Raw genomic sequence first — 21567 nt, 5'->3', positions numbered from 1 at the left:
TCACCTCACACCGTGTCCACCTTCAACGAGTGGTCATTCAACATGCCGTTGATGATGGTCGCCGTATCGGCGCCCGCGATCATTCCGTCCACGCCCGGTGTGACGCCATATTGGCTGGCGAGGTTGACGCCGGTCAGGTCGATGGTCTGGTTCGGCGTCCCCCCCGCGATGCTGCTGACGTCGATGCTGGTGGTGACCGAAGCGCCACTGCCGGTGACGGAGAAGTGCAGGTAGTCGTCCAGGGACGCGGCGCTGCCGTTTTCCCCCAGCAGCAGTTGGGACAGGTCGAGTTTATCGAGGCCGGGTGTGAAGTCCGTGATCACGTCATGACCAGTGTTGCCCGCCTGCCATTGGAAGGTATCGGCGCCGCTGCCGCCGGTGAGGGTGTTGTTGCCCAGGCCGCCGATCAGCAAGTCGTCGCCGCCACCACCGTTGAGCACGTCATTGCCCAATCCGCCGTTGATGCGGTTGCTCGCGCCGTCACCGGTAAGGGTGTCGTTGAAGTTCGAGCCGATCAGGTTTTCGATGCCCGCCAATGTGTCGGTGCCGGCGCCCAAGGTGTTTTGCGCCGCCAACAGCCCCAGGTTCACGGTGACCCCGGCAGTCGCATGGGCATAGCTCGCAGTGTCGCTACCCGTACCGCCGTCGAGCAGATCGTTGCCCGTGCCGCTGTAGAGCAAGTCATTGCCCGCCCCGCCATGCAGGGCGTTGTTGCCCGTGCCGGCACTGAGTATGTCGTTGCCGTCGCCCGCATTGAGGATGTTGTCACCGTTGCCGGCCATCAGCACATCGTCCCCCGCGGTGCCCGTCAGGGTGTGGCCCGCCTGGTAGCTGATGCCCACCGTCGCGCTGTCGCTACCGCCGTGGTTGTCACTGGCGGTATAGGTGCCGTGATAATCCGGTGTGCTGTCCTGGGCGCCGGCGTAGTTGACGGTCATGGTCAGTTGATAGTTCTCCGCACCGTTGGGGTTGCCGCCGCTGCCATTGGCAATGTTGGTGACGTGGATCTGGTAGTTGCCGGTCGCCGCCGCAGTGAACGAAGCGCCGTCGCTGATCGCAATGAATGGCCCCCCATTGAGGGAGTATTCTAGGGCAATGCGACCGCCCGCCAGGTTGTGATCCAGGGTGAGGGTTTCGCCCTGCTTGAGGGTGACGTTGAGCCGGTCTTCATCGTTGGCGTTGTTGTTCGACACCATTCCCAGCGCACCGCTGACCACCAGCACCGCCGTCATGGTCGCGCTATTGGCAACGAAGGCGCTGCGATTGAGATTGATCGACTGCACATTGCTACCGGTGAAACTGGCCGTACCAGTGCTGCCGGTGAAGTCCGCCCCTTTGGCGACCCAGCCGGTGTTGAAACCGGTGGGCGAAGCAGTCAGCGGATCGCCGTTGGCGTCGCTGTCATTGCCCAGCAGCAACTCTCCAGGAACCACGATGTTGCCCGACAGCACGTTGGTGATGATGTTGTCGTCCATCGCCACCGGCGGGCTGTTGGGAACGACTTTGATCACCAGGCTGGAACTGGCCAGGTCACCATCGTTGTCGCTGACAGTGTAGCCGATGTTCTCGGTGATCAACGTGCTGGTGGCGGTCTGGGAGGTATAGCTGAACGCACCGGTGTCAAGGTTGACCACCAGGGTGCCGTCATGGTCAGTGGCGATGCTCAGGGTGTTGGTAGCGGTATTGAAGCTGCCGTGGTTGATCCCGCCACTGGCGGTCAGTGCGCCATGACCATCGTTGGCGGTCGGGCTGTAGCTGTACGTGGTGCCGTCGACCACCAGGCTTTTGATAAACCCGCCATCGGCGCCGAACGAGCCACCCTCGCCCAGCAGGTTGCCGGTAACCGGCGCACCTTGCACGGTGCCGGAGAGCACCGAATTGAGTTGATTCAAGTCGGTGACCACCACCGCGTTGGTGTTGGTGTGGGTGCTGCCGTCATAGGCCAACGGGTCGAGATTGACGTTTCTGGCGCCGCTGCCCAGGCCGACGGCGTAATTCTTGATGCTGTTGGCATCGAGAAAGGCTTTCCACGCGACCTCGTCCGCCGAGCCGATTTCGCCCAAGGTCGGCTTGCCATCGGAGAAAAAATAACCAATGTTCTGGGCGCCGGTCAGTTGTCCGGGGGTTGCGAACGCAGTCTTGGCCATCGCCACGGCCGCATCGTAGTTGGTGTCACCGTGCGCGTTCAGCGCGGCGATCAGCGTCTTGGCAGTTGCCACGTCCACCCACACGGCGCTCTGGTCGGTGGCACTGCCGCTGAAGGTCACCAGCTGGACTTTGACGTCGCCCATGTCGTCGTATTTGTCGAGCAAGGCACTGATCGCCTGTTTGGCCAGATCCATACGCGAGAGCCCCGGCACGCCGGAATCGTCTTTCATGCTGCCGGACACGTCGAGCACGATCAGCAGGTTCGAATCGATCTCCACCGCCGTCACCGAACGCTCGGACGCGACGGCTTTGGGCACGTCGTCGACGATGCTCACCACCAGGTTGCCGGTGACGCTGTTGCCCAAGGCATCCGTCGCTTGATAGGTAAAGCTTTCACCCAGGACGTTCGGGCCGTCGTTGGCATGGGGCGTCGTCGTGGCGGGCGAGGTCAGCGTGTAGGTGTACGAGCCATCGGGGTGGAGTGATAGCTGACCGTAAGCGCCCGTGGCATTGCCCACCAGGCTGAAGGTCACTGCGCCAGTAGCACCGGTCACCGAACCGACAAGACTGCCGGTGGCGGTTTCGCTGGTGGCGCCCGGGTCACTGCCCGTGACGGTGCCGGGGGCCAGATCCTGGCCATCCTGGTTAAGATCCAAGGCTTTTTCGTAGACGGCAATGTCCTGATCGGGATTGGCAACCAGGCAGCTGTTGTGCACGTCAATGGTGATGGTCGTGGTGCTCTCGTCACCGTCGGCATCGCGCACCGTGTAGGTAAACACATCCGTGGCGCCCGGCGCGCCGACTGAATCCGGGTTGCTGTGGTAAACGGCATTGCCGTTGGCGTCCAGGGTCAGGTAGCCGTAGGTGCCGTTGATCTGGCTGTTGAGACCGCCAGTGGCGGGGTTCGACGTGTCGTTGCCGGCGCGCACACCGATGACTGCACCGCCGTCGGCGCCGAGTACGTCGTTGTCCAGCACATTGCCGCTGACCGTCCCGCCCTCCACCACCGAAGCGGTATCACAATGAGCCTTGGGCACATCGTCGACGATCTCGATGACGATGGTATTGGTGACGGTATTGCCCAGGGAGTCCGTGGCCTGATAGGTGAAACTTTCGCTCAACACGTTCGGCCCGTCGTTGGCGGCGGGTGCGGTCGTGGCCGGCGAGGTCAAGGTGTAAGTGTAGGACCCGTCAGGATGAAGCAATAGCTGGCCGTAGGCACCGGTGGCATTGCCCACCAGGGCAAAAGTCACGGCACCGACGGCACCACTGACCGAGCCCACCAGACTACCCGTGGCGGTTTCGCTGGTGCTATTCGGGGCGCTGCCGATGACGGTGCCGGGCGCCAGGTCCTGGCCGTCCTGGTTCAGGTCGAGGGCCTTTTCGTAAACGCTGATTTCCTGGTCGGACGCGGCGACGAGGCAGCTTTCATGGACATCGATGGTGATGGTGGTGGTGCTTTCATCACCGTCGGCATCGCGCACGGTGTAGGTGAACACATCGGTGGCACCGGGGGCGCTGACGGTGTTCGGATTGCTGTGGTAGACGGCGTTGCCGTTGGCATCCAGGGTCAGGTAGCCGTAGGCCCCGTTGATCTGAGTGTTGAGGCCGCCCACCGCCGGGGTCGAGGTGTCGTCGCCGGCGCGTACGCCGATCACCGCACCGCTCGCGGCGGGCCCATCGGCGCCGCCCACGTCGTTGTTCAAGACGTTGCCACTGACCGTCCCGCCCTCATCCACCGAAGCGGAATCGGCATGAGCAGTGGGCAAGTCATCGACGATGTTCACGTCCAGGTTGCCGTTGGCGGTGGTGCCGTTGTCATCGGTCACGACGACGGCAAATTGTTCGCTCAGGCTGTTCGCACCGCTGGCATTCGGATGAGCTTCGTTGTCCAGCAAGGTGTAGCTGTAGCTCACCACGCCAGTCGCGGCGTTGAAGCCGGTGATGGTCAAGGTGTTGCCCAGCGCGGTGGTAATCGATTGAGGGAAACCGGCCGCCACGCCACCGCTGACCACGTTGATGCCGCCGACGCTCAAGGTCTGTACACCGTCCAGCGCAGTGACGGTAAAGGTGCCGCTTTGGGTCAGGGCCGGTGCGTCCGGGCTGCTGCCGTCGCTGAGGTTTTTCTCCTGGAGCGTCAGCTCTCCACCTTCAGTGTCGAGGCCGTCGATAACCACTGGATCGTCGTTGTTGTGGACGTGCAGCACCAGGTTTGCGGTGCTGGTATCGCCGTCGGCATCGGTCAGAGTGTAGGTGAACGTTTCGCTGCCGTTGCCACCGCCGTGCAGGCCTTTGAAGTCGGCGTCGGCGGTGTTGAGGGTGTAGGTGTAGGAGCCGTCGGCGTTGAGGACCAGGGTGCCGTAAGTGCCAGTGAACGTGCCGGGGGTGATGGGACCTGAAGCGACTTGGTCCGCACCTTGGGTGTCGTTGGTCAGCACGCTGCCGGTCAGGGTCAGGTTGGTTTCCGACGCGGTACCGGCGTTGCTGTCGTCCACGGCGTTCGGCAAGTCATCGACGATGTTCACGTCCAGGTTGCCGTTGGCGGTGGTGCCGTTGTCATCGGTCACGACGACGGCAAATTGTTCGCTCAGGCTGTTGGCACCGCTGGCATTCGGATGAGCTTCGTTGTCCAGCAGCGTGTAGCTGTAGCTCACCACGCCAGTCGCGGCGTTGAAGCCGGTGATGGTCAACGTGTTGCCGAGTGCAGTGGTAATCGATTGAGGGAAACCGGCCGCCACGCCACCGCTGACCACGTTGATACCGCCAACGCTCAGGGTCTGTACACCGTCCAACGCAGTCACGGTAAAGGTGCCGCTTTGGGTCAGGGCCGGTGCGTCCGGGCTGGTGCCGTCGCTGAGGTTTTTCTCCTGGAGCGTCAGCTCTCCACCTTCAGTGTCGAGGCCGTCGATGATCACTGGATCGTCGTTGTTGTGGACCTGCAGCACCAGGTTCGCGGTGCTGGTATCGCCGTCGGCATCGGTGAGGGTGTAGGTGAAGGTTTCGCTGCCGTTGCCACCGCCGTGCAGGCCTTTGAAGTCGGCGTCGGCGGTGTTGAGGGTGTAGGTGTAGGAGCCGTCGGCGTTGAGCACCAAGGTGCCGTAGGTGCCGGTGAACGTGCCGGGGGTGATGGGGCCTGAAGCGACTTGGTCCGCACCTTGGGTGTCGTTGGTCAGCACGCTGCCGGTCAGGGTCAGGTTGGTTTCCGACGCGGTACCGGCGTTGCTGTCGTCCACGGCGTTCGGCAAGTCATCGACGATGTTCACGTCCAGGTTGCCGTTGGCGGTGGTGCCGTTGTCATCGGTCACGACGACGGCAAATTGTTCGCTCAGGCTGTTGGCACCGCTGGCATTCGGATGAGCTTCGTTGTCCAGCAGCGTGTAGCTGTAGCTCACCACGCCAGTCGCGGCGTTGAAGCCGGTGATGGTCAACGTGTTGCCGAGTGCAGTGGTAATCGATTGAGGGAAACCGGCCGCCACGCCACCGCTGACAACGTTGATACCGCCGACGCTCAGGGTTTGCACACCGTCCAGCGCAGTCACGGTAAAGGTGCCGCTTTGGGTCAGGGCCGGTGCGTCCGGGCTGCTGCCGTCGCTGAGGTTTTTCTCCTGCAATGACAGCTCACCGCCCTCGGTGTCGAGGCCGTCGATGATCACTGGATCGTCGTTGTTGTGGACCTGCAGCACCAGGTTTGCGGTGCTGGTGTCGCCGTCGGCATCGGTCAGAGTGTAGGTGAACGTTTCGCTGCCGTTGCCACCGCCGTGCAGGCCTTTGAAGTCGGCGTCGGCGGTGTTGAGGGTGTAGGTGTAGGAGCCGTCGGCGTTGAGGACCAGGGTGCCGTAAGTGCCAGTGAACGTGCCGGGGGTGATGGGACCTGAAGCGACTTGGTCCGCACCTTGGGTGTCGTTGGTCAGCACGCTGCCGGTCAGGGTGAGGTTGGTTTCCGACGCGGTACCGGCGTTGCTGTCGTCCACGGCGTTCGGCAAGTCGTCGACGATGTTCACGTCCAGGTTGCCGTTGGCGGTGGTGCCGTTGTCATCGGTCACGACGACGGCGAACTGTTCGCTCAGGCTGTTGGCGCCGCTGGCATTCGGATGAGCTTCGTTGTCCAGCAGCGTGTAGCTGTAGCTCACCACGCCAGTCGCGGCGTTGAAGCCGGTGATGGTCAACGTGTTGCCGAGTGCAGTGGTAATCGATTGAGGGAAACCGGCCGCCACGCCACCGCTGACCACGTTGATGCCGCCGACGCTCAAGGTCTGCACACCGTCCAGCGCAGTGACGGTAAAGGTGCCGCTTTGGGTCAGGGCCGGTGCGTCCGGGCTGCTGCCGTCGCTGAGGTTTTTCTCCTGCAATGACAGCTCACCGCCCTCGGTGTCGAGGCCGTCGATGATTACCGGATCGTCGTTGTTGTGGACCTGCAGCACCAGGTTCGCGGTGCTGGTATCGCCGTCGGCATCGGTGAGGGTGTAGGTGAACGTTTCGGTGCCGCTTCCTCCGCCGTGCAACGCGACAAATTGTGGATCGCTGGTGTTCAGGGTGTAGGTGTACGTGCCGTTGGGGTTGAGCACCAGGGTGCCGTAGGTGCCGGTGAAAGTCCCGCCAATGATCGGCCCGCTGTCGGGCCCGACAGGAATACGGTCCGCGCCTTGATGATCGTTGGGCAATACGTTGCCGGTGAGCGTGACGAGGGTTTCCGATGCCGTGCTGGCGTGACTGTCGTCGATTGCCTGGGGCACGTCGTCGGTGATGTTGACGTCCAGGGTACCCGTGGCGGTGTCGCCATCGGTGTCGACGGCCACGACCGGGAACTGTTCAGTGATGTTGTTAGCCCCACCGCCGGCAGGGTGCGTTTCATTGTCCGTCAGGGTGTAGCTGTAGCTGACCACACCGGTGGCCGGGTTGTAGCCGGTGATGGTCAACGTGTTGCCCAGCGCCGAGGTAATGGTTTGAGGAAAGCCTGCGGGCACGCCGCCAGCGATCACGCTGATGCCGCCGATGCTCAGGCTGCTCAGCCCATCGGGGGCAGAAACCGTGAAGGTGCCACTTTGCACCAGCGCCGACGGATTGCTGGTGGTGCCGTCGGCCAGGCTGGCCTCGTGGGTGGTCAGTTCGCCCCCCTCCACATCGACCCCATCGAGCGTCACGGGGTTGTCCGGTGTTTCGGGCGGTACCGCGCCATCGTCGCCGTTGTTATCCGGATCACCCGCCAGCTCTAGAGGTGGAAACTCAGGAATCCCATTGAACCCCGCCGTGGGGAAACCAATCTGCGGATCGACTTCCCCGCCGACTTCTTCCAGCAACACGAAGTTGTGTCCGCCACCCACCCCGCCGGGGTTGCCGCCCTCGGGGCCCGCAGCCGTGGCTTCGCCGGTCTGGGTCGGGTCGGCACCGGCGGCGATGGCTTGTTGCAGTTTTTGCACATCGGTCAGTTGCGCGTCACTCGGTGTCACCGCTTCAGGTGTGTCGACATGAGGCGCATGGTTGGCGAGCAGCTGCGGGGTCAGGGTCAGGTTGCTTCCGCGACCCAGGGTCAACTCCTGACCGTTCTGCAAATGCACCGCTACCGCGCCCTCGGCCCCGGTGATCAGGTGTTCGCCGGCATAGAGCCGATCACCTTCCACCAGAGGTCGCCGCAGACCACCGGCCGCTTCTGCGAAAACCTGCCCTACCACCTTGCTGACGGTACCGATGAGCGCTGCCATGTGCATTTCCTCCGTTGCCAACCGCAGTCGGCACCTGTCTGGGTGAAGAATTCGTACTCAGGTCGGCAACCCGAAAATCTGGAAAATCTGCCAGCTTTCGTGTCAGTGAGAGGTGCTAGCCATTCGCCGCAATGACAAAAAACCGTCACCCCGAATCGCCTCTCATCCTGTCCGTTCAGCACTTCTTCACATACGTTTCAAAATTTGAATGGAACTTTTATTGACGCCTTAAAACCGTCAGAAGCCGCGTATCCAAAGGCTTTCCCGTTGAACAATGTGCCGGTTTTTTCCAAGCACATAAGTTTTTTTTGGAATAAGCCTTATGAAAAATCCTTCTTAGGTTCTGCGCAGAATGTTCTTAGCTGTGTTGTTACAAGCTTGAAACGGTTTTGATCTTTAATACGTCAATTTTATGGCGACATCGAAATACTACAGACCTCAGGAGATGTACCCCATGCGCGTTCTAACCCCCCTCTGCAGCGCGGTCTTGCTGGCCATGGCCTGTTCTTCTCAGGCGCAGGCCATGTCCTTGACCGAAGCTATCCAGAGCACCATTGCGACTCACCCGGAGCTGGCACAACGGGTAGACAGCCGTCTGTCGGCCAATGAGGACGTCAAAGTCGCCAGAGGGGGCTTTTTCCCATCGGTGGATTTGAATGCCGGTTACGGTCGTGGCTACAGCGACAACACCAACACACGGGCCTTGGGCAACCACCACACCAATATCCTCACCTACACCCAATCGGAGCTGCGCCTGCGGCAGATGATCTTCGACGGGTTCAACACCGCCAACGAAGTGGAACGCACCAAAGGCGTGGTCAACTCCCGGGCCTATTACGCCCAGGGCACCGCTCAGGACCTGGCCCTGCGCACCATCGAGGTCTACCTGGAAGTGCTCAAGCGGCGCGAGTTGGTGACCCTGGCCAAGAACAACCTGCAAGCGCACCTGCGGGTCAACGACCAGATCGGCCTGCGCACCGAGCGCGGGGTCGGCAGTACGGCCGACTCCGATCAGTCCAATGCCCGTCGGGCCCTGGCGGAAAACAACTACGATACCGCCCAGGTCGATCTGGCCGATGCCGAGGCGAACTTCTACAGCGTGGTCGGGCGCATGCCCGATGAGCTGGAAGCGCCGCCCTCGACCAAAGGCGAAATGCCGACCGACCTGCGCGCAGCCCAGCAAAGCATGGTGGATAACAACCCGTACCTGAAGTCGGCCCAAGCCGACATACAGTCCGCCGAAAGCCAGTACGAAGTGGCCAAGTCGCCGTTTTACCCACGCTTCGATGCCGAGGCGGCCGTGGGCGCCAACAACAACATCGGCGGAGAAGAAGGTCACGACAACAACTGGCGTGTCGGTGTGGTGATGAACTACAACCTGTTCCGCGGCGGCAGCGACAAAGCCCGGCTGGCGTCCAATGCCCACCAGATCAACCAGGCCATGGACATTCGCAACAACGCCCTGCGCCAGCTCAATGAAGACACGCGCCTGGCCTGGAACGCGATGACCAACGCCCGCAAACAGACGCCCACCGCCCGCGAATATGCCGACACCACCTCTCGCGTGCGCGCCGCGTATCAGGATCAGTTCGGGCTCGGCCAGCGGACCTTGCTCGATGTGCTCGACAGCGAAAACGAGCTGTACAACGCCAACCGTCGCTACACCGAGGTGCGGTACACCGAGGAGTACTCGATGTACCGGGTGCTGGCGAACATGGGTCAGCTCCTGAGTAAACAACGGATAGTGCTGCCGGCCGACGCGGTCGCCCAGACCGAAGTCAAAAGCGACGCACGGCTGCCCGAACTGAAGTAGCCCCCCCAAAAAAAATGGGAACGATCAATGTGACCAGCATGGAACCCGCAACCCTTGGCGCCGATCCGCGCCTGAACTTCGACGATCCTTTGCTCGACGGTCTATTGATCCTCTGCAAACTCCATGGCGCGACAGTCAGCCGCGCCAGCCTCAGCGCCGGGCTTCCTATGGCGCACCAACGCCTGAGCCTGGAGCTGCTGCCTCGTGCAGCGGCCCGGGCCGGTTTGCAGGCGCGGTTGCTGCGCCGCGACCTGGGCGACATCTCGCCGCTCAACTTGCCGGTGATGCTGATTCTGGCCGGTGGCCGGTGCGCAGTGTTGCGGCGCTGGGGCGAGGACGGCAAGGCGCTGATCCTGCCGAGCGAAGCCGATGGCGGCGAGCAATGGGTCAGTCGCGAGGAGCTGACCGCCGACTATAGCGGCCAGGCGTTGTTCGCCCGGCCGCGCCATGAACTCGAAGACCTGCGCTCGCCTCTGATACCGCGGGTCGAGGCGTGGTTTCGCGACACCTTGAAACTGTCGCGCTGGCTGTACAGCGACGCGATCCTGGCGAGTTTCCTGATCAACCTGCTGGGGCTGATGGTGCCGTTGTTCGTCATGCAGACCTACGACCGCGTGGTGCCGAATCAAGCCACCTCTACGCTGTGGGTGTTGGCCGTGGGGCTGTTGATCGGCACCGGCTTCGAACTGGTACTGCGGGTGGTGCGCGCCCATCTGCTGGACACCGCCGGCAGGAAAACCGACATCATTCTTTCCGCCACGCTGTTCGAGCGCATCACCGGCATGGCGATGAAGGCCAAACCGGTGACCATCGGCGGATTTGCCCAGAGCATCCACGACTTCCAGGGCCTGCGGGAATTCCTCACCGCTGTGACCCTCACCAGCCTGATCGACCTGCCCTTCGCCGTGCTGATGCTGGTGGTGATCGGCCTGCTGGGCGGCTGGCTGGTGGTGATTCCGGTGATAGCTTTTCCGCTCACCATTGCCTTCGCGATGATCATACAGGCACGCCTGCGCGACACCGTGCAAAAAAGCCTGGCCCTCGGCGCCCAGCGCCAAGCTTTGTTGATTGAAACCCTCGGTGGCCTGGAAACCCTCAAGGCCTGCAGCGCCGAAAGCGAGCGCCAGCATCAGTGGGAAAGCACCCACGGCGCCCTCACCCGCCTGGACAGCCACGCACGCAACCTCTCCGCATTGGCGACCAATGGCACGTTGTTCCTGCAACAACTGGCTGGCATGGCGACCATCGTCGCCGGGGTCTACAGCATCATCGCCGGCAACCTCAGCGTCGGTGCGCTGGTGGCGACCTACATGCTCGGCAGCCGAGTGCTCGCTCCGCTGGGGCAGATCGCCGGGCTGATCACCCGCTACCAGCAAGCCCAGCTCACCATGCGCAGCACCGATGCCTTGATGGCGTTGCCCCAGGAGCGCGATGCCAAGCAGCGGCCGTTGGATCGCACCCAGTTGCAGGGCGCGCTGGACGTCAACGGCGTGACGTTCCACTACAACGGGCAGAACGCTGCGGCGCTGGACAACATCAGCTTCAGCCTCAAGCCTGGTGAGCGGGTAGGCATTATCGGTCGCAGTGGCTCGGGCAAAAGTACCCTGGCGCGGCTGGTGATGGGCTTCTATGCGCCGGAGGAAGGCCAGTTGCTGCTCGACGGCCTGGACCTGCGCCAACTGGACGTCGCCGACCTGCGCCAACAGATCGGCTACGTCGCCCACGACCTGCCGTTGCTGGCCGGCAGCCTGCGGGACAACCTCACCCTCGGCGCCCGCTACATCAGCGACGCGCGCATGCTGGAAGTGGCCGAGTTGACCGGGGTCACCGAACTGGCCCGCCAGCATCCCCAAGGTTTCGACCGCCCGGTGGGCGAGCGCGGCCAGTTGCTCTCCGGTGGTCAGCGCCAAGCCGTGCTGCTGGCGCGGGCCTTGTTGCTCGACCCACCGATCCTGCTGCTGGACGAGCCCACCAGTGCCATGGACAACAGCAGTGAAGACGTCCTGCGGCAGAAACTCCACACCCATGTCCAGGGCAAGACGGTGCTGCTGGTGACCCACCGCACCTCGATGCTCAGCCTGGTGGACCGGTTGGTGGTGCTGGACAACGGACGGATTGTGGCCGATGGGCCGAAGGACGCGGTCATCGATGCGTTGCGTAAAGGACGGGTGGGGGCTGCGGCGGTTTGAATGCTCATCCGACACCTGTGCTGGGTGCTGCTTTTTGTGGCGAGGGAGCTTGCTCCCGCTGGGCTGCGAAGCAGCCCCAAAGCCATTCACCTCGCAGCGTCAGGCAGACCGCGTCGGCAGGTTTTACGACGGCTTCGCCGCCGAGCGGGAGCAAGCTCCCTCGCCACAAAAAGCAGCACCTGGCTCTCTTCTCAAAAGCAGCACTCAGTTCTCTTCTAAAAAGCCGCACCTAGCTCCATTTCACTTAACCGACGGGTATCGCCCCATGTCTACCCAAACACCGGAATCCGCCGTTCGAAGCTACTTCGGCAGTTTCAGCAAAAGCGCCGAGAGCGAGTTCATGCCGGAAACCGCCGGCGCCACGTTGCAGGATTCGCCCCGGCGCTCGCGTGTCACCGTGTGGCTGGCCGCCGGGCTGATCATCACCGCGCTGGTCTGGGCGAAATTGGCGGTCTTGCAGGAAGTCACCACGGGTGAAGGCAAGGCAATTCCGTCGAGCAAGATCCAAGTGATCCAGAATCTGGAGGGCGGTATCGTCACCGAGATTTTCGCCCGTGAAGGCCAGATGGTGAACAAGGGCGACACCCTGCTGCGCCTGGACGACACACGGTTTCTGTCGAACAAGGGTGAGAGCGAGGCCGATCGCTATGCCTTGACCGCCCAGGTCGAGCGCCTGTCGGCCGAGGCCGAGGGCCGGCCATTCAAGCTTTCCGCAGAGGTGATCGCCAAGGCCCCGCAAGTGGCCGAGGACGAGCGCTCGCTGTACGAGCAACGGCAGCGGCGCCTGGCCAGCGAACAACGGACCCTGACCGAGCAACTGCGGCAGAAGACCCAGGAGCTGGCGGAGTTTCGCTCCAAGCAAGGCCAGTTCAGCTCCTCCCTGGCCTTGCTGCAAGAAGAAATGAACATGTCCGCGCCACTGGTGCGCACCGGTGCCGTATCGCCGGTAGAGATCCTGCGGCTCAAACGCAGCGCAGTGGAAATCCGCGGCTCGCTCAACGCCACCACCTTGGCAATCCCTCGGGCCGAATCAGCGATCAATGAGATCAAGAGCAAGATCGACGAGTCCGAACAATCCTTCCGCTCCGACGCGGCCAAGGACCTCAACGAGAAACGCACCGAACTGTCGAAAATCGCCGCGTCGAGTATCGCCATCGACGACCGCGTCACCCGCACCACCGTGGTCTCGCCCGTGCACGGGGTGATCAAGCAACTGAAGGTCAACACGATCGGCGGCGTGGTGCAGCCGGGCAGCGACATGGTGGAAATCGTACCGTTGGAAGACAACCTGCTGATCGAAGCCAAGGTCCGCCCCCAGGACGTGGCGTTCCTCCATCCCGGCCAGAAAGCCATGGTCAAGTTCAGCGCCTACGACTACACCATCTACGGCGGGCTCAGCGCCAAACTCGAACTGATCGGCGCCGACACCATCACCGATGACAAGGGCAACAGCTTCTACCTGATCCAGGTGCGCACGGATAAAAACCACTTGGGCGGGGATGCCAAGCCGTTGTTGATCATTCCGGGGATGGTGGCGACGGTGGATATCATTACCGGGGAGAAGAGTGTGCTGGATTACTTGCTCAAGCCGGTGTTGAAGGCGCGGACTGAGGCGATGCGTGAGCGTTGATCCGAAGTTACCTCGACCCCGTGGCGAGGGAGCTTGCTCCCGCTGGGCTGCGCAGCAGCCCCAAGACCAATCACCTCGTTGTGTCAGGCAGACCGCGGCGGCAGGTTCTACGACGGCTGCGCCGCCGAGCGGGAGCAAGCTCCCTCGCCACATAAATCTCTAACTCCCGGCATGATTCTTCTGGTAAGTCTCCTCCCCCATCGCTGCAATCTGCCCCTCGATCAACGCCTCAAACGGCCTCAATAACGGCTCGAAGCATGCTGGTTCCTCAAGGGTCTGCAACGCCTGGACAATCGCCTCCACCGTCGACAACGCCCCCGGCCCCGGCGCCTTGCGCAAGCGATAACGGGACACTCCGCCTTCGGCCAAGGTCACCCTCGGCAGCGTTGCCAGCAACGGGTTGAGGTGCAACAGCTTACGCGCCTTGCGCCAGGTGCCGTCGGGCACGACCAATAGCAGCGGCTCATCGGACGGAACATAAGCCTGCAGCGGCTGCGCATCGTCGCCGGGAAACAGCAACCGCGCCCGATAACCCGGCGGGTTGAGCAAGCTGGGCAAATCCTCGAACACCTCGCCCACGATCAACTCGGCATTGTTCAGCCCCAACGCCGCCAGCCGGGCGGTGTTCAAGGCGTGGTTCACTTCGCTGGGGTGCTGCAACAGCAGCACCCGGGTGCGGCTGTCGAGGCTGGGAATTAGCGGGCACAGGCAATGGCTTTGCGGCCTGTGGCAACGCGGGCAATGAATTCGGGACATGGCGGTACCTCAGGCCTGGTTGAGCTGCGCCTTGAGCAGGTCGCGGAACGTCTGGATCAGCGGCTCGCGACTGCGGCCACGGCGCACGATCATTGAAAAGGGTGCCTGGTAACCAAAGGTCGCCGGCAGCAGCACGCGCAAATCCCCCTTGTCGACCCAAGCCTGTGCGTAGTGCTCGGGCAGGTAACCGACGTAGGCACCGGACAACACCAGGATCAATTGCGCCTCCATGCTCTCCACCGTCGCCGCGCTGTGCTTGAAGCCATGGCGGGCCAGTTCGGCCTGACTCCAGTAACCGCGCCCGACCATACGCTGCTGGGTGATGACTTGCTCGGGGATGCGCCGCTCGTTGAACAGCGGGTGGCGGTTGCTGCAATACAGCCAGTGTTGCTCACGGTAGAGCGGCATGTAGACCAGCCCGCTCATGCGCGTGGAAAACGCACCGATGGCCAGGTCCAGGCGATTGTCCTGCACGCCCAGTTGCAACTCATAGGGGCTCATGACCGACAGGTGCAGGTGCACCGCCGGGTGCTCCTGGCTGTAGGCGCCGATGGCTTCGGCGAACGGCAAGGCCTTGTCGCTGACGGTGGAATCGATCACCCCCAGGTTCAGCGTGCCGCGCAATTCGCCTTTGAGGGCTGCGGCGTATTGTTCGAAGCCTTCGAGCTCGCCCAACAGGCGCAGGGTTTCCTGATGGAACAACTCGCCCTTGCTGGTCAGGCTGAACCCACCCCGGCCGCGATGACACAGCACCAGGCCCAGGGCCGATTCCAGCTGGCTCATGTAGGTGCTGATGGCCGACGTGGACAGGTTGAGTTCGTGCTGGGCGTTGGCAAACCCCTGGTGCCGGACCACGCTGACGAAAATGCGCAGCAGTTTCAGGTCGGGTAGAGCGTTGGCCATCAGATGCTCCTGAACGCTGGATGTATGGAATTGCAGAGATCTATGTGGCGAGGGAGCTTGCTCCCGCTCGGCGGCGCAGCCGTCGCAGAACCTGTCGCTGCAATCTGCCTGATGCACCGAGGTGAATGGTTTTGGGGTGGCTTCGCCGCCCAGCGGGAGCAAGCTCCCTCGCCACAGGGGGCACTATGTCCCCTCATCCAAACAGGGGACTGCGGCGAAGTCTATCGCCCCGCCCCGCATTAGTTTAGAAAAATCTGAACTAAGTATTTGCCCCCAGCGATTCTTCCCGTTCCACGCTTTTCGCAGAATCGGCCCCTGATAAATAAAACAACGATGAGGCCCTACCCGTGGACAAGATTCTTCACCAACCACTGGGCGGCAACGAAATGCCGCGCTTCGGCGGCATCGCCACCATGATGCGACTCCCCCATTTGCAAACCGCTGCCGGCCTCGACGCTGCCTTCGTCGGCGTGCCACTGGACATCGGCACCTCCCTGCGCGCCGGCACCCGTTTCGGGCCCCGTGAAATCCGCGCCGAATCCGTGATGATCCGCCCCTACAACATGGCCACTGGTGCGGCACCGTTCGACTCGCTGGCGGTGGCCGACATCGGTGACGTGGCGATCAACACCTTCAACCTGCTGGACGCAGTGCGGATCATCGAAGAGTCGTACCACAAGATCCTCGAACACAACGTCATCCCCCTGACCCTGGGCGGCGACCACACCATCACCCTGCCGATCCTGCGGGCCATCCACAAGAAACACGGCAAGGTCGGCCTGGTGCACATCGACGCCCACGCCGATGTGAACGACCACATGTTCGGCGAGAAAATTGCCCACGGCACCACCTTCCGCCGCGCTGTGGAAGAAGGCCTGCTCGATTGCGACCGCGTGGTGCAGATCGGTCTGCGGGCCCAAGGCTACACAGCCGATGATTTCAACTGGAGCCGCAACCAGGGTTTCCGCGTGGTTCAGGCCGAAGAGTGCTGGCACAAATCCCTGGCACCGTTGATGGCGGAAGTCCGCGAGAAGGTCGGCGGCGGTCCGGTGTACCTGAGTTTCGACATCGACGGCATCGACCCGGCCTGGGCCCCTGGCACCGGCACCCCGGAAATCGGCGGGCTGACCACCATCCAGGCGATTGAAATCGTGCGCGGCTGCCAGGGCCTCGACCTGGTCGGTTGCGACCTGGTAGAAGTCTCGCCGCCCTACGACACCAGCGGCAATACCTCGCTGCTGGGCGCCAACCTGCTGTACGAGATGCTCTGCGTACTGCCCGGTGTGGTGCATCGCTGAGGTGCGCCCATGAACGAGCAGGAGCAGGTTCTCCAGGCCGCCGCCGAACTGGTGTCGGCCTTCGCCCGCAATGACCGCGCAGCCTATTTCGGCGCATTCACACCTGACGCGAGTTTTGTGTTCTACACCCTCGAACAGCCGCTGCTGTCACGCGATGCCTACCAGGCGTTGTGGGACCGTTGGCGGTCCGAGGATGGCTTCGAGGTGCTCTCGTGCACTTCGAGCAACGCCTTCGTCAGCCTGCAAGGGGACGTGGCGGTTTTCATCCATGACGTGGCCACCGAGCTGCGCATGCAAGGGGAGCGACACTTTAGCCAGGAGCGCGAAACCATCCTGTTCCGCAAACAGGCAGGACGCGCACAAGAACAACAGGGCCTATGGCTGGCCTGTCATGAACATTTGTCCGCAATGCCGGAAGGGCTGCCACCCCCTTAGCCAAACAGACGACGTTCACCTTCGATGAACGCGTCTCGATGATCGGAGCAGGTCATGAATAACAATAACGACAACAGCCTTACGCAAATTGAAACCAACGGGGTCGAACAGATCCCGGACCACCAGCGAACCGCCGGCCCGGGGGACTTGTTTCGCCTGATCTTCGGCGGCGCCAATACCTTTGCCACCGCGGTGCTCGGCAGTTTCCCGGTACTGTTCGGCCTGTCATTCCAGGCCGGTGTCTGGGCGATTGTGCTGGGGGTATTGGTGGGGTCGATCATCCTCGCCCCCATGGGCCTGTTCGGCCCGCTCAACGGCACCAACAACGCCGTGTCTTCCGGTGCGCACTTTGGTGTGCACGGGCGGATCGTCGGTTCGTTCCTGTCGCTGTTGACCGCCATCGCCTTCTTCTCGCTGTCGGTCTGGAGTTCCGGGGATGCATTGATCGGCGGTGCCAAGCGATTGATCGGCTTGCCGGAAACTGACCTGAGCCTTGGCCTGGCCTACGGGCTGTTCGCCTTGCTGGTGTTGACGGTGTGCATCTACGGCTTTCGCTTCATGCTGTGGGTCAACCGCATTGCCGTGTGGGCCGCCAGCCTGTTGTTCCTGTTGGGCATCCTGGCCTTCGCGCCAACCTTCGACAGCCAGTTCGCCGGCACCGTCAGCCTCGGCCAGCCGGGCTTCTGGGCGGCGTTCATCGGCGCGGCGCTGGTGGCCATGAGCAACCCGATCTCCTTCGGCGCGTTCCTGGGTGACTGGTCGCGCTACATCCCACGCAACACGCCCAAGCCGCGAATCATGCTGGCGGTGATTGCCGCACAACTGGCAACGCTGATCCCCTTCCTGTTCGGCCTCGCCACCGCCACCATCGTGGCGATCAAGGCGCCGGACTACATCGCGGCCAACAACTACGTGGGCGGCCTGCTGGCGGTTTCGCCGAGCTGGTTCTTCCTGCCGGTGTGCCTGATCGCCGTGATCGGCGGCATGTCCACCGGCACCACGTCGCTGTATGGCACCGGGCTGGACATGTCCAGCGTGTTCCCGCGGGTGCTGTCGCGGGTCAAGGCGACATTGCTGATCGGCGTGCTGTCGATTGCCTTCATCTTCATCGGACGCTTCGCCGCGAACCTGGTGCAGAGCGTGTCCACCTTCGCCGTGCTGATCATCACCTGCACCACCCCGTGGATGGTGATCATGATCATCGGCCTGTTGGTGCGACGCGGCTTCTACTGCCCGGACGACCTGCAAGTGTTCACCCGGGGCGAAACCGGCGGACGCTACTGGTTCACCCATGGCTGGAACTGGCGCGGCCTGGGGGCGTGGATTCCCAGCGCACTGGTGGGGTTGTGCTTCGTCAACCTGCCGGGGCAGTTCGTCGGGCCGTTGGGCGAGCTCGCCGGCGGAATCGACATCAGCCTGCCGGTGACCCTGGGCCTGGCTTCGGTGGTGTACCTGGCGCTGCTTGGGTTGTTTCCAGAGCCGGCGGCGGTGTATGGGCCGGATGATCCGCGTAGCAAGGGTTCTTCGGTGCCAATCGATACGCCCTCCCTCAGACAGACCGTTTGACCTGAGTCAACACACACCTGTGGCGAGGGAGCTTGCTCCCGCTGGGCTGCGAAGCAGCCCCTGATGGCGACTGCTGCGCAGTCGAACGGGAGCAAGCTCCCTCGCCACACAAGCAAGTTCGCACTGAGGTTGCGGTGCCAGGGACGGCATCACCCCGACTTCCTATAAAAAGACAATCGGAGACACGCCACCATGGCTTTGGATTTAATCGTCGTTCTTCTCTACGCCACTGGCATGATCGCCCTGGGTTGGTACGGCATGCGCCGCGCCAAGACCCGTGACGACTATCTGGTGGCCGGGCGCAACCTGGGACCGGGCTTTTACCTGGGCACCATGGCCGCCACCGTCCTGGGCGGTGCATCCACCATCGGCACCGTGCGCCTGGGCTATGTCTATGGCATTTCCGGATTCTGGCTGTGCGGCGCCATCGGCCTGGGCATCGTCGGCCTGAGCCTGTTCCTCGCCAAGCCGTTGCTCAAGCTCAAGATCTACACCGTGACCCAAGTGCTGGAGCGCCGCTACAACCCGGCCGCCCGCCACGCCAGCGCGTTGATCATGCTGGTCTATGCGCTGATGATCGGCGCCACCTCGACCATCGCCATCGGCACCGTCATGCAAGTATTGTTCGGCCTGCCCTTCTGGGTGTCGATCCTGGTGGGTGGCGGTGTTGTGGTGTTGTATTCGACCATCGGCGGCATGTGGTCGCTGACCCTGACCGACATCGTGCAATTCCTGATCATGACCGTTGGCCTGGTGTTCCTGCTGATGCCGATGTCCATCGTCGATGCCGGCGGCTGGGATGCGATGGTGGCGGCACTGCCGGCCAGTTACTTCGATTTCACCGCGATTGGCTGGGACACCATCCTCACTTACTTCCTGATCTACTTTTTCGGCATCTTCATCGGCCAGGACATCTGGCAGCGGGTGTTCACCGCCCGCAGTGAACGCGTGGCGAAAGTCGCCGGCACCGCCGCAGGCCTTTACTGCGTGCTGTACGGCCTGGCCGGGGCGTTGATTGGCATGGCGGCCAAGGTACTGCTGCCGGACCTGGAAAACGTCAACAACGCCTTCGCCAGCGTCGTCCAGACCAGCCTGCCCAACGGTATTCGCGGGCTGGTGATCGCCGCGGCCCTGGCGGCCTTGATGTCCACTGCAGCGGCGGGCCTGCTGGCGGCGTCCACCACCGTGGTCCAGGATCTGCTGCCGCGTTTGCGCCAAGGCCGTGAAAGTGGCAATGGCGACGTCCACGAAAACCGTATCGCAACCCTGTTGCTGGGGTTAGTGGTGCTGGGCATCGCCCTGGTAGTCAGTGACGTGATCAGCGCCCTGACCCTGGCTTACAACCTGTTGGTCGGCGGCATGCTGATCCCGCTGATCGGCGCGATCTACTGGAAGCGCGCAACCACGGCGGGCGCGATCACCAGTATGTCGCTGGGCTTTGTGACTGCGCTGTTCTTCATGCTCAAGGATGGCCTGGATGCGAATACGCCGATCTACTACAGCCTGAGCGTGGCACTGGTGAGTTTCGTCGTGGTGAGCATGTTGTCGCCGCGCGCGAATGGGGTGGCGAAAGCGGCCTGAAAGCGGGGTTTTCTTCGAGAGGGTATGGCGTCGCAGGTCACACCAGCCCACCAAGTTCGCCAGCCGAACATAGGACCCGGTGGCGAGGGAGCTTGCTCCCGCTCGGCGGCGAGCCGTCGTAAAACCTGCCGACGCGGTATTCCTGACACAGCGAGGTGAATGGCCTTGGGGCTGCTTCGCAGCCCAGCGGGAGCAAGCTCCCTCGCCACGGACGGTTCACAAAATAAAAGATCGCAGTCCTCGGCCGTCTCGTTTGAAACGGTCGAAGACTGCGATCTCTCCAGTATTCTGCAGTGACTTTATCGGCGGCGCGGCTGGCGGCGGCGTTGCTCGTCATCGGTGCGGATCGGTATCGGTTGCATTGGCGGCTCGATCAGCCCCAGCGCGACACCCAAGTCGTGAAGCCAGTTCTGGATTTTCTCTTTCATCGTGGTGCCCCCTCAGGGTGGTGCGAGCGGCAGAATTCTGTTGCCCCTTCGCACTGATAATAGTCCGAAGTCCTACGCAATGCTCGTTACAGATTGCAATGATCTGTTACTGAATTGATCCAAATCCACCTCCCGGAGTTCAAGCCGATTGTGCCGTCATCATGGGTGTACGCGGCCAAGCCTGCTGCTGCAGCTCAATCCAGGCGTTGAGGTTCGCCCCCACCATCCCTTTGCGCCACATCAACCAGGTCGTGGCACTGGCAAACGGCTCGGCCAGCGGATGCACCGTCACACGTTCACGGCCCGGCAAGCTGGCGAGCATCGACTCGGACATCAGCGCCACGCCAGAGCCGGCAATCACACACGCCAGCATCCCTGGGTAAGACTCGATTTCCATCGCCCGGCCCATGGTCGCGTGGTCATGGGCAAACCAGGCTTCCAGGCGCATGCGGTACGAACAGCCCTGGCGAAAGGTGAACACTGAACGCCCCTGGACATCCAGCGCACTGCCTACCGGCGGGTGATCGGCCTCGGTGATCAGCACCAACCGTTCGTCGCACAACGGCACGCCATCCAGTCCCGCCAGCTCCAGCGGACCGTCCACCAGCGCTGCATCCAGACGTCCGGTGAGCAAGCCCTCCAGCAATTCACCGCTGGGCCCGGATTGCACTTGCAGGTTCACCGCCGGATACGTGCGGTGATAACCGGCCAGCAGGTCCGGCAAGTGAATCGCCGCCGTGCTGTACATCGTGCCCAGGACAAAATCCCCGGCCGGCTGCCCGCCCTGCACGGCCGCATGGGCTTCGTCGTGCAAGGCAAAGAGCTTGGCCGCATAGTCCAGCAGGACTTTTCCTGCAGGCGATAGCTGTAAGCGCTGACGCTGGCGCAGGAAAAGATCCACGCCCAGTTGCTCTTCAAGCTGCTTGAGCCGGGTCGAGAGGTTCGACGGCACCCGGTGCAGGCGCTCGGCGGCCCGGGTGATGGAACCCTCCTCGGCCACGGCCTGGAAAATCCGTAATTGGCTGAACTCCACGACCTTCTCCAAAAAAGAACAAGTTACTCACTATTATTCATTTTTAATGAAAGTCAATCAGTCCTAGCCTGACGGTCATTCGCCCCAA

The 21567-nt window shown here is 62.5% G+C and carries 12 protein-coding genes; 7 read left to right on the top strand and 5 right to left on the bottom strand.

The window, feature by feature from the left end; all coding sequences use genetic code 11:
• Positions 1 to 5: 5 nt before the first annotated feature.
• The gene (locus tag QNH97_RS07415) at positions 6 to 7847 is read right to left on the bottom strand and encodes a retention module-containing protein (RefSeq protein ID WP_283556258.1); all 7842 of its coding nucleotides are present in this window, start codon (positions 7845 to 7847) and stop codon (positions 6 to 8) included.
• Between the two features lie 454 nt (positions 7848 to 8301).
• Between QNH97_RS07415 and QNH97_RS07410 the strand changes: the two genes are divergently transcribed.
• The 3 genes from QNH97_RS07410 (at position 8302) to QNH97_RS07400 (ending at position 13479) form a co-directional block, all read left to right on the top strand.
• Positions 8302 to 9660, top strand: a complete 1359-nt coding sequence (locus QNH97_RS07410; RefSeq protein ID WP_283556257.1) for a TolC family outer membrane protein — start codon at positions 8302 to 8304, stop codon at positions 9658 to 9660.
• A 29-nt stretch (positions 9661 to 9689) separates the two neighbouring features.
• Positions 9690 to 11849, top strand: coding sequence for a type I secretion system permease/ATPase (locus QNH97_RS07405; RefSeq protein WP_283556256.1), 2160 nt, complete (start codon positions 9690 to 9692; stop codon positions 11847 to 11849).
• A 265-nt stretch (positions 11850 to 12114) separates the two neighbouring features.
• Positions 12115 to 13479 carry an HlyD family type I secretion periplasmic adaptor subunit gene (locus QNH97_RS07400; protein ID WP_283556255.1) on the top strand — a complete coding sequence of 455 codons (1365 nt, stop codon included), beginning with the start codon at positions 12115 to 12117 and terminating at the stop codon, positions 13477 to 13479.
• 159 nt (positions 13480 to 13638) lie between these two features.
• Here QNH97_RS07400 and QNH97_RS07395 read toward each other — a convergent pair whose 3' ends face one another.
• Both QNH97_RS07395 and QNH97_RS07390 read right to left on the bottom strand, forming a co-directional pair.
• Positions 13639 to 14235, bottom strand: a complete 597-nt coding sequence (locus QNH97_RS07395) for a tRNA-uridine aminocarboxypropyltransferase (RefSeq protein ID WP_283556254.1) — start codon at positions 14233 to 14235, stop codon at positions 13639 to 13641.
• Positions 14236 to 14244: 9 nt separating this feature from the next.
• Positions 14245 to 15138 carry a LysR family transcriptional regulator gene (locus tag QNH97_RS07390; RefSeq protein ID WP_003184133.1) on the bottom strand — a complete coding sequence of 298 codons (894 nt, stop codon included), beginning with the start codon at positions 15136 to 15138 and terminating at the stop codon, positions 14245 to 14247.
• 347 nt (positions 15139 to 15485) lie between these two features.
• Between QNH97_RS07390 and speB the strand changes: the two genes are divergently transcribed.
• The 4 genes from speB to QNH97_RS07370 all read left to right on the top strand — a co-directional run bounded on the left by speB (position 15486) and on the right by QNH97_RS07370 (position 20018).
• Positions 15486 to 16436, top strand: coding sequence for an agmatinase (gene speB, locus QNH97_RS07385; RefSeq protein WP_283556253.1), 951 nt, complete (start codon positions 15486 to 15488; stop codon positions 16434 to 16436).
• Between the two features lie 9 nt (positions 16437 to 16445).
• Complete coding sequence (locus QNH97_RS07380) at positions 16446 to 16871, top strand: YybH family protein (RefSeq protein WP_283556252.1); 426 nt, start codon at positions 16446 to 16448, stop codon at positions 16869 to 16871.
• A 54-nt stretch (positions 16872 to 16925) separates the two neighbouring features.
• Positions 16926 to 18437, top strand: coding sequence for a purine-cytosine permease family protein (locus QNH97_RS07375; RefSeq protein WP_283556251.1), 1512 nt, complete (start codon positions 16926 to 16928; stop codon positions 18435 to 18437).
• Positions 18438 to 18629: 192 nt separating this feature from the next.
• The gene (locus QNH97_RS07370) at positions 18630 to 20018 is read left to right on the top strand and encodes a sodium:solute symporter family protein (RefSeq protein ID WP_283556250.1); all 1389 of its coding nucleotides are present in this window, start codon (positions 18630 to 18632) and stop codon (positions 20016 to 20018) included.
• Positions 20019 to 20317: 299 nt separating this feature from the next.
• Here QNH97_RS07370 and QNH97_RS07365 read toward each other — a convergent pair whose 3' ends face one another.
• Positions 20318 to 20446: a PA1414 family protein gene (locus QNH97_RS07365; RefSeq protein WP_256222727.1), complete on the bottom strand. Its 129-nt coding sequence runs from the start codon at positions 20444 to 20446 to the stop codon at positions 20318 to 20320.
• 139 nt (positions 20447 to 20585) lie between these two features.
• Complete coding sequence (gene ptrR / locus QNH97_RS07360) at positions 20586 to 21479, bottom strand: putrescine utilization regulator PtrR (RefSeq protein ID WP_283556249.1); 894 nt, start codon at positions 21477 to 21479, stop codon at positions 20586 to 20588.
• Positions 21480 to 21567 lie beyond the last annotated feature (88 nt).

It is taken from the genome of Pseudomonas sp. G2-4, from assembly GCF_030064125.1.
Taxonomy (GTDB): domain Bacteria; phylum Pseudomonadota; class Gammaproteobacteria; order Pseudomonadales; family Pseudomonadaceae; genus Aquipseudomonas.
The sequence above is the reverse complement of the archived record's forward strand: the minus strand, read 5'-3'. Positions and strand labels throughout refer to the sequence as shown.

Coding starts and splice junctions, on each gene's coding strand:
- QNH97_RS07415 (WP_283556258.1), bottom strand. CDS start 7,847: ATGGCAGCGCTCATCGGTACCGTCAGCAAGGTGGTAGGGCAGGTTTTC.
- QNH97_RS07410 (WP_283556257.1), top strand. CDS start 8,302: ATGCGCGTTCTAACCCCCCTCTGCAGCGCGGTCTTGCTGGCCATGGCC.
- QNH97_RS07400 (WP_283556255.1), top strand. CDS start 12,115: ATGTCTACCCAAACACCGGAATCCGCCGTTCGAAGCTACTTCGGCAGT.
- QNH97_RS07395 (WP_283556254.1), bottom strand. CDS start 14,235: ATGTCCCGAATTCATTGCCCGCGTTGCCACAGGCCGCAAAGCCATTGC.
- QNH97_RS07390 (WP_003184133.1), bottom strand. CDS start 15,138: ATGGCCAACGCTCTACCCGACCTGAAACTGCTGCGCATTTTCGTCAGC.
- QNH97_RS07380 (WP_283556252.1), top strand. CDS start 16,446: ATGAACGAGCAGGAGCAGGTTCTCCAGGCCGCCGCCGAACTGGTGTCG.
- QNH97_RS07375 (WP_283556251.1), top strand. CDS start 16,926: ATGAATAACAATAACGACAACAGCCTTACGCAAATTGAAACCAACGGG.
- QNH97_RS07370 (WP_283556250.1), top strand. CDS start 18,630: ATGGCTTTGGATTTAATCGTCGTTCTTCTCTACGCCACTGGCATGATC.
- QNH97_RS07365 (WP_256222727.1), bottom strand. CDS start 20,446: ATGAAAGAGAAAATCCAGAACTGGCTTCACGACTTGGGTGTCGCGCTG.